This window comes from Methanocalculus sp. (genome assembly GCF_029762515.1).
Classification (GTDB): Archaea; Halobacteriota; Methanomicrobia; order Methanomicrobiales; family Methanocorpusculaceae; genus Methanocalculus.
The window spans coordinates 1-9,211 of the sequence record NZ_JARVGN010000039.1 but is presented as its reverse complement, the minus strand read 5'-3'; the positions used below and the strand labels follow the sequence as shown (position 1 = coordinate 9,211).

The 9,211-nt window shown below is 51.6% G+C and carries 11 protein-coding genes; 6 read left to right on the top strand and 5 right to left on the bottom strand.

What is annotated here, in order from left to right:
* From QCH34_RS02395 to QCH34_RS02375, 5 genes are all read right to left on the bottom strand, one after another.
* Positions 1 to 647: phosphate ABC transporter ATP-binding protein (locus tag QCH34_RS02395; RefSeq protein WP_300329499.1), on the bottom strand; the 647-nt coding region annotated here is incomplete at its 3' end.
* A gap of 6 nt (positions 648 to 653) precedes the next feature.
* A complete protein-coding gene (locus QCH34_RS02390; RefSeq protein ID WP_300329495.1) occupies positions 654 to 1,340 on the bottom strand; it encodes an ABC transporter permease in 687 nt (228 codons plus the stop codon).
* Positions 1,341 to 1,395: 55 nt separating this feature from the next.
* Positions 1,396 to 2,349: a substrate-binding domain-containing protein gene (locus QCH34_RS02385; protein WP_300329491.1), complete on the bottom strand. Its 954-nt coding sequence runs from the start codon at positions 2,347 to 2,349 to the stop codon at positions 1,396 to 1,398.
* A 100-nt stretch (positions 2,350 to 2,449) separates the two neighbouring features.
* A complete protein-coding gene (locus tag QCH34_RS02380; RefSeq protein ID WP_300329488.1) occupies positions 2,450 to 3,256 on the bottom strand; it encodes a uridylate kinase in 807 nt (268 codons plus the stop codon).
* Positions 3,257 to 3,368: 112 nt separating this feature from the next.
* Positions 3,369 to 4,067 (bottom strand): ABC transporter substrate-binding protein, encoded by a 699-nt coding sequence (locus tag QCH34_RS02375; protein ID WP_300329485.1) that lies wholly within the window; start codon positions 4,065 to 4,067, stop codon positions 3,369 to 3,371.
* A 221-nt stretch (positions 4,068 to 4,288) separates the two neighbouring features.
* Here QCH34_RS02375 and QCH34_RS02370 point away from each other — a divergent pair, with 221 nt between their 5' ends.
* The 6 genes from QCH34_RS02370 (at position 4,289) to QCH34_RS02345 (ending at position 8,775) form a co-directional block, all read left to right on the top strand.
* Positions 4,289 to 4,516, top strand: coding sequence for a hypothetical protein (locus QCH34_RS02370; RefSeq protein ID WP_300329482.1), 228 nt, complete (start codon positions 4,289 to 4,291; stop codon positions 4,514 to 4,516).
* 75 nt (positions 4,517 to 4,591) lie between these two features.
* Positions 4,592 to 4,933 (top strand): hypothetical protein, encoded by a 342-nt coding sequence (locus QCH34_RS02365; protein WP_300329479.1) that lies wholly within the window; start codon positions 4,592 to 4,594, stop codon positions 4,931 to 4,933.
* A 90-nt stretch (positions 4,934 to 5,023) separates the two neighbouring features.
* On the top strand, positions 5,024 to 6,163 hold the full coding sequence (locus tag QCH34_RS02360) for a putative sulfate/molybdate transporter (RefSeq protein ID WP_300329476.1): 1,140 nt from the start codon (positions 5,024 to 5,026) through the stop codon (positions 6,161 to 6,163).
* Positions 6,164 to 6,211: 48 nt separating this feature from the next.
* Positions 6,212 to 6,778, top strand: coding sequence for a 5-formyltetrahydrofolate cyclo-ligase (locus QCH34_RS02355; RefSeq protein ID WP_300329473.1), 567 nt, complete (start codon positions 6,212 to 6,214; stop codon positions 6,776 to 6,778).
* Between the two features lie 6 nt (positions 6,779 to 6,784).
* Positions 6,785 to 7,687 (top strand): formylmethanofuran--tetrahydromethanopterin N-formyltransferase, encoded by a 903-nt coding sequence (gene fhcD / locus QCH34_RS02350; RefSeq protein ID WP_300329470.1) that lies wholly within the window; start codon positions 6,785 to 6,787, stop codon positions 7,685 to 7,687.
* Positions 7,684 to 8,775: an AI-2E family transporter gene (locus QCH34_RS02345; protein ID WP_300329467.1), complete on the top strand. Its 1,092-nt coding sequence runs from the start codon at positions 7,684 to 7,686 to the stop codon at positions 8,773 to 8,775. The genes fhcD and QCH34_RS02345 overlap by 4 nt, the downstream gene beginning before the upstream one ends.
* Positions 8,776 to 9,211: the final 436 nt, after the last annotated feature.

The following is a 9,211-nucleotide window of genomic DNA, read 5'->3' as shown; positions in this document are numbered from 1 at the left end:
GTACCGATCTGGGAAAATACCCCATTCATCATCACCCCTATCCGGTGTGCCAGCCGCTGCCCCTGTACCATATCATGTGTTGACATAAGAATAGTGATCCCAAAATCTCGGTTGATCTTCTTGATCAGATCCTCGATCATCTCCACCGAGACCGGATCGAGATTTGCTGTAGGTTCATCAAGAAGAAGAAGATCCGGATTTGTGACCAGTACCCGGGCAAGCGCCACCCGTTGCATCTCCCCACCTGAGAGTGTCTTTGCCTTCCTCTCTTCAAACCCGGTGAGGCCGACAATCCCGAGGGCTTCTGTAATCTTTTCCCTGACTTCTGCCTCAGGTATCCCCCTGAACCTGAGGCCGATGGCAACATTCTCGTACACGGTTGTGTTGAAGGTCGCTGATTTCTGAAAGACCATCCCCATCCTGCGGCGAACCTCAATTGATCCCTCGGAGGTAATATCCCTGCCTCCAAAGATCACCGTCCCGGAGGTTGGTGTCTCCAGGAAATCAATGATCCTGAGCAGTGTCGACTTTCCGGCACCTGAGGGTCCGATGATCGTAAAGATTTCACCTTTCTGGATCTCAGCAGATACTCCCCTGAGCACGTGGGTGTCGCTGAATTTTTTGGTAATATCACGCAGTCTGAGCATTCAGGATCACCGGTTCTGTACAAATGCCAGCATGAGATTGATCACAAGGGCTATTCCGAGGAGGATGATCCCAAGGGCAATCGACATAGCAAGGTTTCCCATTGAGGTCTCAAGCGAGATTGCGGTCGTCAAAACACGGGTATGGCCCCGGATGTTCCCGCCGATCATGATCGCAGCGCCGACTTCAGAGATTGCCCTGCCAAATCCAAGAACCACTGCCGCCATGATCGCATACCGTGCCTCACGGACGACGCTGTTCATGAACTGGTACCGGGTCGCACCCAGTGACCGGAGGGTGTCAAGGATCGTCGAATCCACACCTTTCAGGGCTGATATCGTCAGCCCGACCATAATCGGCAGGATCAGGATCGCCTGGGCAATGATCATCCCTTCAGGGGTGAAAAGGAGCCGCATGAAACCAAAAGGCCCTGCACGTGAGATCAGAAGGAAAACAAAGAGCCCGACAAGCACCGTCGGGAGGGCATAGAGCGTCTGGATCAGGTTGATAAGTGACTTCTTTCCCCGGAATTCGGAGAAAGTTATGACAGATCCAATCGGAATCGCAAGCAGGGTGGCAAAGAACGTCGCTGTGAGCGAGATAATAATACTCCGTATAGCGGTCTCTATTACCTCCGGATCCAGGCTTACGATCAACTCGATTGCGGTGGTGAAGCCGGCAACGATCTCATTCATAGCATACTCTCATGGAAAATGTAGTCGAAGATGGAAAAAAAGAGTTGGTTTTCGATCAGACAACAGGTGAAGTTACCTCTGCCTCGGGAACACCCATGATATCCCATTTTCCGGATGCTGCGAAGAAGAGGGGTTCACCATACTCTGCAACACCAAATGTGGCAATCTCCTGCTGTACATCTTCGGAGATTAAGTAGTTGATCCAGGCTTTCCCTAGTTCTGTGTCGATACCTGCATGCTTCTCAGGATTGATCAGCATCGTTGAGTAGATATTCAGGAGGATATCACCGGAATCAACGACCGGCACAAGCTGAAGATCTCCCTTGTATGCAAGGAATGTCCCAATATCCGAGAGGGTGTATGCTTCTTTCTCATTTGCCATCACCAGTGTGGCACCCATACCGGTTCCCGCTTCAACATACCAGTCACCTGAGTTCTGGACATCGGTTGCATAGTCATAGCCTGCGGACTTCCAGATAGCCTTCTCTTTTGCATGGGTTCCTGATGCATCACCACGTGAGACAAAGACAACACCCGGAGTTCCGGCTTTGCCCTCAGTCAAGAGGGTCTGAAATGCTTCCTCGGGTTCTGTTCCACGGATGCCTGCAGGGTCAGACTCGGGACCGATGATCACAAAGTAGTTGTACGCGATGACACGCCGCTCAACTCCATCACCATCAGCCATGAAGGTATCTTCACGGGCACGGTCATGCACCATCATTACATCCACATCGCCCCGCTGGCCATACTCGAGAGCTTTCCCGGTACCGGCAGAGACGATCAGGAGTTTGGCATTATACTTCTCCTCAAACGCGGGCGTCAGGTGATCAAGCAATCCTGTATCATACAGGCTGGTGGTTGTCGCGATCCGAAGCTCTTCGGGAGCTGGAGCAGCTGTTGGTGCTGGTGTTGCATCCGGTACGGCAGGTGCATCCCCGCTGACGCATCCTGCAACAAGCAGCCCTGCGATCAGAAGGGCTGCTACAAGAATAATTCTGTTCCATTCCATAGCAAACAGCGTTTATTACTATCTTTTACTATTTAACGGTTATTTTTTAGATTAGAGTTAATCTTATTTAATTAACACAATAAACCATCACATTCCACATTCATGCTTTAATAATCGATCCAACCCGCTCCCCATTCAGGAGGCGTGTCAGTGTGCCGGGAACATGCCCATTGATGATATGAACCTTACGGACACATTTTGCATCCAGCAGCATCTCAACCACCTTATCCTCAAGTACCAGATCCTCCATCCCCATATCCAGGAGTTCGGCGGCTGTGATCTCTCCGATCAATTCGGCATCCGGGTTATCAAATGGATTCTCCGTAAAGAGGCCGTCAACATTCTTGACAAGAATACAGGACTTCGCCCCGAGCACCTCAGCCATAAGAAAGGCACCGGTATCTGTCCGGTGAGCCGGGATCATGCCAATTTCTGAGGGTGATTCGTAGAGACCATAAGGGGGAGTGCCATGTGTCACCGGAAGAATGCCCATCCGAAGGAGCATCGGGAGCTCAAGGAGATCTGCAGAGTGAATGCGTGTACCGCCATACTCTGAAAGGAGAACAGACATCATGATCGCATTCTGCTCACTCACCTTACCAGAGAGTTCCGCAAGCACGCCGGTTGGCATACCGAGATCCAGACCGATATCCATGATATGACGGACACGGACACCACCGCCGGTCACAACCATCATCTGGTGTTTCCGTGAGAGCGCCCCGATCTCTTCTGCAAGCGGCTTTAATACAGGAGCCCCGTAATCAACGATCCCATGCCCCCCGATCTTAACAACATTCAGATCCGGAGCGATCCTGAGCTGATCTGTACCTTCATACCGTTTCAGAAGGCCACGACGTCCAAGCGTCTCGCCTCTGAGTTTGGATTCAATCTCCCTTCTTCTGTGCATAATAATCAAACCATTGTGTAACTCTACGTTATCCTTATTCTAGATCATTCATCCGGAGTCAGCCTTTATTTATTCTGACTGCTGTGATAGGCAGATCGATCCCGGAAGGGTGTTATCCAACCACGAGATCCTGATAGTGCCCATCTGTTCCTGTGACGTACAGGACTGCTTTTCCATTCACGAGAGCCGGTTTTGGGAACTTCCGTATCTCCACGAGCCCGTCAGGAACCGGCTCGCGATCCCGGGTCATGATCTGATCGATCCCGGAGGCGAGGAGCTCTTCAATACTCCGGCTTCCGGTCATCATCCGAGAGCTTCCCCTCTGTACAAACCTGCCATCCTCCCCCGAAGCCGCTAAGCCAACACCGGCAAGTGCACCGATGATACCGCCGTTTGTCCCGCCAAGCCCTTCAAGGGTGATCCCACAGTTCTTTGCTTGATGACGTGCATCTTCCTGCGTGAGAACGGTGTTTTTCGCACTCCATCCGAATGCAACAACCGGGGGAGTTACTGTATCTGATGATGCGATGCAGATACCCGGATCACTACCAACGATGAAGTCAGAGAGCATCAGCTCGCGGGCTCTCAGGTAGATCTTTTGCAAAGATCCATTGCCATTGCAATCGATATGAATAACAGCAGCACTGTTATGGGATGTATAGGGAATCTCATCGTGGACAAAAAGCTGGTGCCGTGTGACACCGAGTATCGTATACTCTGAAGACAGCTCATCTGCGATAGAACGGGCAAGCCTTCCGGTTCCCCGTGATTCCTGCGTATCCGTATCATCAATACCAAGATAAACGGTCACGAACCCTTCTCCTCTTTCATCTGTACCAGTATATTCATTCGCTGACAAATATGAATAATGTATTGTTGATTAAATACATTTAATAAGTTTAATAAACATCATGAACTCTCTCCTCATAGAACACAGATCCAAAATCACCTTAAAAGGGAGCATATTGTGCAAACTTATTTATACAATGCATGTATATCAACTGATATACCAACTGAAATGAGGTGAAGGGTATGAAGATCTATGTACGAGAACGACAGAAGGTAGGCACAGGTGTAAAACAACCCAGATTCAGGGTTGTTGCAGTCACCGCAGGTGCAGATGACAAGAGACAGCTGAAGGTTGAGGGAACCCACTTCCGGAAGACCGAACTTGAACAGATTGCAACCGATACCGGTGCTGAGATCGTGTATCTCCAGGATATGCCTGAAGACCAGCACGGTAAGAAGAAATCAAATTAAGCATCAAACAGGCACTGTCTCTGGCATCTGAACTGAACCGCTCTTACAAAGAGAGCAGAATAGTGAGAGCATTCAATGAACGCATACGAACACCACGAAATGCTTGATGCGGCCATCCGGCTCATCCTGGAAGAAGGCCGCATCACCATCAGTGTTACCGGGGAGGAGGTTTCCATATCACTCCCCAGAACACGTCGGCTTGCCGAGCACCTTGGTATACCCCACTATTATGTCCTGCCGCAATTTGCCGCGATGGAGAAGGACGGGCTTATCAGGAGAGCCGAGCGGGTGGGCATATCCACCACAAGGAAAGGAACAGATGCAATCGTTTCCATAATCGATCGCCGTTATGTAGATATTTTTTCAGAGAAATTCCCAAAAACAATGATTGATCTTCTGAGAGAGCCGCCCAGGTAGCGGAAGTAATCTCCACCGCAGCATTCTGATACTATCCATGTTCTTTATCAATAAACAGTTCCTATCCCTCTTACCAGAAGAGTGATGCGGATGGATATGGAACCGGCTCCTGAAGAGAACCAGATGACAGGCATCCGTTTCTCACTCAGGGAGCTTGCAGGATCGGTCGGCGACTTCGGGACGATCTTTCCGATCATACTCGGGGCAGGGATTGCCGCCGGAGTCAATGTCAGCTATGCATTCCTCGGTGTCGGGCTCTGGTTCATCATCGCAGGGCTCTATTACAGGCTCCCTGTCCCGATCGAGCCGATGAAGGCGATCGGTGCTATTGCCATCGCTGAAGGATTAACAGCAGGCGAGATTGCTGCTTCCGGGATCATCATCGGGCTGTTTCTTATCATCCTTGGCTATCTAAAGGGGATGGAGACACTTCAGAGAGTGATCCCGGTAAGTGTGATCCGGGGAATCCAGGTCGGCCTGGCACTTATTCTTCTCAGGACATCCTTTGGCTATATTGTACCGGATCCATTCTTTGCGGGAGTTGCCATTCTGATCATAGGAGGGTTCTTTATTGCTGCACATACAAGGCAGATCCCGGATATCTCCTCACTTATCGTGATCGGAATCGGCCTTGGCGCAGGTATCATCATGACCGGACTGCCCCCGTTTCGGCTGATTCCATTTCCTGAGCTGATCATACCTGCATCTGGAGACTGGCTCTTCTCAGCTCTGCATCTGGTGATCCCGCAGATCCCGCTCACCATCGGTAACGCAATCCTTGCCACATCGCTCCTCACCCTTGACCTCTTCAGGCACGAGATCAAACCTGATCGGCTGGCAAAGACGATTGGGATCATGAACCTGACCACTGCCCCTTTCGGCGGCTTCCCCATGTGCCACGGGGCCGGGGGGCTCGCCGCCATGTACCGGTTCGGTGCTCGAACCGGCGGGGCAAATATCATCGCAGGCCTTATCATCATCGGCTTTGCAATCGCCTTTGCACCCCCTGAAGTGCTCACCCTGATCCCCTATGGCATCTTCGGCGGCCTTCTCATCTTCGTTGCCCTTGAACTTGGAAAACATGGCATGAAGACCGACTCCTATCCGGTTACAATCACAATGGGAATCATCGCTCTCATCGGCGGCATCACGCCCGCATTTTTGATCGGCATGATTATTGCATACATGCTCGGGAAGCAGAAGAGAGATGAGACGCAGATAGAGGGATGAGTCTTATATACCTTCCTGCTCTACTACTGCCATTAGGTGATGATTCCTATGGGTGAAGACAAGGAGGCAATTCGGAATATTCTCAGGCACAGAAAGGAGATGCAGACACCGGAAGAGCGGTTTGAGAGGAGCAAGCGGATCTGCGCTCACCTGATGAAGATGATCCAGCCAAATGAGACGGTGATGGTCTACACCTCAAAGGAGATGGAGGTGAACACAGTCCCGCTCATCACGATGCTCCTCGCATACAAAAATCCGGTCATTGTCCCGATCATCCAGAAAGAGGATTACAGCCTTCGTCTATCTTATATTGAGAATATGGGGGTTTTGATCCCAAGCACCTTCGGAGTACCTGAACCGATCGGGAATGAGATCCCAGCGGATGGTGCAGATATCGATACAATCATCCTCCCGATGCTCGGATTCGACCGCCGGGGCGGGCGTATCGGCTATGGCGCAGGTTATTATGACCGTTTCCTTGAGAAGTACCCGTCGATTCGGAAGATCGGTATTGCCTTTGCATGCCAGGAGATGGAAGCACTCCCACTTGATCCGCACGACATTCCAATGGATGCGATCATTACCGAAGACGGAGTCATATTCAAGAGAGGGTGATCCCGGATGGAACGAAACGGGATCACCATAATCGATACCTTTGCCGAGGCGTTCCCGGTCTGGATCTCGCGGGTGATCGTCACCGCAGACACACATGAACTGGCATATGCAGCAGCAGCAGAAGCAGTAGGTTTTGCCACCTCAAAGATCTACTGCCCCTGTGAGGCAGGTATAGAAGGCACCTTGGATGATACCCCTGACGGAAGACCGGGTGTCTCGATCCTGATCTCCGCGGAGAAGAAACAGATGCGATCAAATGTATCGGATCGAATATCCCAGTGCATCCTCCCGGCGCCAACAGCATCCGCCTATGACGGACTCCCCGATGCACCCGATCGGTTCTATACACGGATGCATTACTTTGGAGACGGGTATGAGGAGCGATGCATGGTCGGCAACCGTCACTGCTGGCGTATTCCTGTCATGGAAGGGGAATATATCGGAGAGGAGCGGTATGGAACAGTGAAAGGAATTGCAGGAGGAAATTTCCTCGTAATGGGGAATGACCGCCACGAGGCTCTCGCTGCTGCACAGGCGGGGGTGAAGGCAATAGAGCCGATACGGGATGTGATCATGAGTTTTGCCGGGGGTATTGTCGGGAGCGGATCAAAAGTCGGATGCAAAAATTACCGTTTCCCCATGCCCGCCAGCACAAATCATCTCCTCTGCCCGACATTGAAAGAAAAGGTGGAAGGCTCACAGGTGCCGGATGGGGTAACGACGATCTATGAAGTGGTGATCAACGGGATTGGTGAAGACGCAATCCGATCGGCGATGAGGGCCGGGATAGAGGCGGCAACTGCACATGGCGGCATCCTCGCGATCGGCGCATCGAACTTTGATGGCAGACTGGGACCACACAGGTTCCGGCTGCATGATCTCTTTGAAGAGAGGGGAAGTGGACAATGATTGACACACGGACAATCCCGATAACCTATGCGACACTCGGATTCCTGTCGCTTTTAATCGTATTTGTGATAGGAATACAGATCACCTCATATATAATTAATATCCTCCTCCTTTCGCTCGTCCTCACCATGCTCATCTACCCATGTGTACGATGGCTGAAAGAGAAAGGGCTCCCCGACATAGCCGCAGTTTCTATCATCACAGGCGGAGCAATCCTGATTATTATCGCATTGATTCTTCTGATTCTCGCTTCAATCGGCCAGCTCATCGCCGACCTCCCATTCTTCCAGGCAGAGCTCCAGGAACGTCTCGCTGATATCTTCATGCTCTTTGACAGACTCGGGATCGAACGGACATCAGTCACCCATCCGACAATAGATCTCCAGTCAACTGCTGTGATCATCTCCCAGTCGATGCTCGGCCTTGGAGAGGCATTATTGTATATCTTCTTCATTGCGATCACCACCTTCTTCGCCCTCCTTGAAGCACCAAAGATTCCAGAGCGGATCAGGAAGATTTACGGTAGCGTGGAGAACAAATCCCTCAGACAGTTCGCCCGGATGAGCAGGTTCATGGTGGATTTTGTCGTCGTCAGGACAGAGACGAATATTGTCCATGGGTTCCTCTTTGGAGGCATCCTGTATGTGATGGGGGTGCACTCCGCCATCCTCTGGGGAATTCTGACAGTGATACTAGGCTACATCCCCTATATCGGGCTTATCATCGCAGCGATACCCGCGATCTTCTTTGCCTGGCTCCAGTTTGGGATCTGGGGCGCTGTTGCGGTGGTCGTTCTTGTCATCATCCTGAATGTCGTTGTTGAGAATCCCGTGTATGCACATCTTGCATCAAAGCGGTTTGAGATGCCCGCACTCGTTGTCATCCTCTCGCTTATCTTCTGGAGCTGGACACTGGGTGTCGTCGGGCTCGTCTTTGCCGTGCCATTCACCCTGCTTATTCTGATCATACTCCAATCAAGCGACGAGACAAGGTGGATCAATACACTGGTTGGAGTGGATACCATATTCGAGGAGATTGCGGAAGGTCCGCCGGGGGAGAGTGCAGGTCCGAAAGAGCAGAAACAATAAGGATCAAAAGCCTCCTCGCATTTTTTTGGGGGTAATTTGAAGCAGGTGCGGCGCGGGTATCGGGGGGCGGGGTAGTGAGGGAGCAGGATGACAGAGGTGATAAACCCTTGCTCGAGAGAGCTACCTGAAAGGCGATTCTGAAAGAATCGGGCGTTTATCTGCTCTGGCAGACCAAAGGAGCATTCCCGCCCCTCCCGCGCTGCATCTGAGGACGCCCAATACAACCTCCCTGCGAAGCACTTGCGGACGGGGACGAGGGGGAGGGGGCAATGCCCGAGAAGATCACCTCCTGACAAGGCAGTCTTCGATGGAGCGTTTCGGCACATGGTGGACGCCGTCGGGTGTCCGCCAGTACCGGGTATCTCCATCATTTCCGAGGGGCTCAAGCCGGATCTCTTCCCCGGAATAGCCAAGTGCGATCACAAGGAGGATCTCA